The organism is Mesorhizobium sp. M7A.F.Ca.US.002.01.1.1 (assembly GCF_004022955.1).
Classification (GTDB): domain Bacteria; phylum Pseudomonadota; class Alphaproteobacteria; order Rhizobiales; family Rhizobiaceae; genus Mesorhizobium; species Mesorhizobium ciceri.
The window spans coordinates 1-1,699 of sequence record NZ_RZQE01000795.1 but is presented as its reverse complement, the minus strand read 5'-3'; the positions used below and the strand labels follow the sequence as shown (position 1 = coordinate 1,699).

General features: G+C 62.5%; 2 protein-coding genes. Both read right to left on the bottom strand.

The window, feature by feature from the left end; translation table 11 throughout:
- Positions 1 to 784, bottom strand: a 784-nt coding sequence (locus EN932_RS35520; RefSeq protein WP_164890831.1) for a TatD family hydrolase, incomplete at its 3' end; no start/stop codon positions are given.
- Positions 784 to 1,699 (bottom strand): methionine--tRNA ligase (locus tag EN932_RS35515; protein ID WP_164890830.1); only part of this gene is annotated, 916 nt, incomplete at its 5' end. The genes EN932_RS35515 and EN932_RS35520, both read right to left, overlap by 1 nt.

Here is a 1,699-nt window from a genome sequence, read left to right as displayed (position 1 = left end):
GCTCTGCAGGCCGCGGCATCTTGCCGAACAGCCGGAAGAAATTATCTGTGGTCAGATCGGCGATTTCAGCTTCGCTTACCCCGATCGTTTCGGCCAGCACCTTGGCGGTATGGGCGACATAGGCGGGCTCGTTGCGTTTGCCCCGAAACGGCACGGGCGCCAGATAGGGCGCATCGGTTTCGACCAGCAATCGGGCATGCGGGACATCGGCGGCAATGGCACGCAACTCAGCTGAATTCTTGAAGGTCAGGATGCCCGAGAACGACACGTAGCCACCGAGAGCGACGCCCACCTCGGCAAGCCGGCGCCCGGAAGAAAAGCAATGCAGGATGAAGGGGAAGGCGCCCTTCCCTGTTTCGTCCTCGAGAATATCAGCCATGTCGGCATCGGCATCGCGCGAATGGATGACCAGCGGCAGCCCCGTTTCACGGGCGGCGGCGATGTGATTGCGAAAGCCTTGCGCCTGTGCATCGCGTGGCGCCTTGTCGTAAAAATAGTCGAGACCGGCCTCGCCGATGGCCACTACTTTCGGGTGCGCGGATAGCCGCACAAGCTCCTCGACCGTGATATCCAGTTCTTCGGCCGCATTGTGCGGATGAGTGCCGACAGAGCAATAGACTTCGTCGAAAGTTTCAGCGATCTCAAGTACTTGCGGAAAACGCTTCACGCGTGTCGAGACCGTCACCATACGGCCAATTCCGGCGGCTAAAGCGCGGGCGACGATGGCCGCCCGCTCCTCGGCGAAATCTGGAAAATCCAGATGGCAGTGGCTGTCGACGAGCATCAGATGTTCGCGTCCGGCTGTTCGACATAACGCGGAAACACGCCTTCCGGCACCGGCAACGCAGTGCCGGGCACAAGCGCGTGATCCGCGTGGACATGCACGAAATCGCGGCTCTCCGCCGGCACCGCCAGCAGGTCGAGCAGTTTCGCGGCCGAGCCCGGAGTGAAGGGCTGACACAGCACCGCCACGCGGCGCACGACTTCGGCGGTTGTCCACAGCACCGTTTCCATGCGCGCCGGGTTGGTCTTCTTCAGCGCCCATGGTGCCTCGCCGGCGAAGTAGCGATCGGCTTCCGCCACCACGCCGAAGATCGCTGCCAGCGCCAGATGGATGCCCTGCTCGGCGACCGCCTTGCGCGCGGTGTCGAGCGCGGCGGCGGCCTGATCCAGGATCGCTCTGTCTGCATCCGTCAGCTCGCCGCGCTGCGGCACCACGCCGCCGCAGTTCTTGGCGATCATCGACAGCGAGCGCTGCGCCAGGTTGCCGAGGCCGTTGGCAAGATCGGCATTGGTGCGGTTGACGATCGCGTCATGGCTGTAGCTGCCATCGTTACCGAACGGCACCTCGCGCAGGAAGAAGTAGCGCACCTGGTCGAGACCGTAGTGCTCGACCATCGCGAATGGATCGACGACGTTGCCAACAGATTTCGACATCTTCTCGCCGCGGTTGAACAGGAAGCCATGCGCGAAAACGCGCTTTGGCAACTCGATGCCCGCCGACATCAGAAATGCCGGCCAATAGACCGCATGGAAGCGGACAATGTCCTTGCCGATGATGTGCGTGGCCGGCCAATAGTGCCATTGCTCGGCCTTTGTGTCGGGATAGCCGGCGGCGGTGATGTAGTTGGTCAAGGCGTCGACCCAGACATACATCACATGCTTGTCGTCGCCTGGCACCGGCACGCCCCATTTGCTG